1 pseudogene is annotated in these 225 nt (G+C 68.4%); it reads right to left on the reverse strand.

Annotated features, from left to right (window positions below):
* Positions 1-225 (reverse strand): annotated as a pseudogene (locus RRF55_RS28540) (hypothetical protein); the annotation flags it as partial.

Below are 225 nucleotides of genomic sequence, written 5' to 3' on the forward strand. Positions count from 1 at the left end.
CGCGTGGGCCAGCTCGGCCTGACGTAAAGCCTTGTCAAAGACGTGCGGCGGCAGCTCGGCGGGCAGGACGTGGCGCGAGCCGCCGGGCGCGTATTTGGCTTCGTAGTCGTAGAAGCCCTTGGTCGGGGTGATGTCGGTGATGGTCAGGGCGCGCGGGCCGGTCGCCTCGCCGATCACGCTGACCGCCAGTTCCTTGCCGGGGATGAAGGGCTCGACCATGACCTG

The organism is Klebsiella sp. K47, from assembly GCF_051858335.1.
Taxonomy (GTDB): Bacteria; Pseudomonadota; Gammaproteobacteria; order Enterobacterales; family Enterobacteriaceae; genus Klebsiella; species Klebsiella pneumoniae.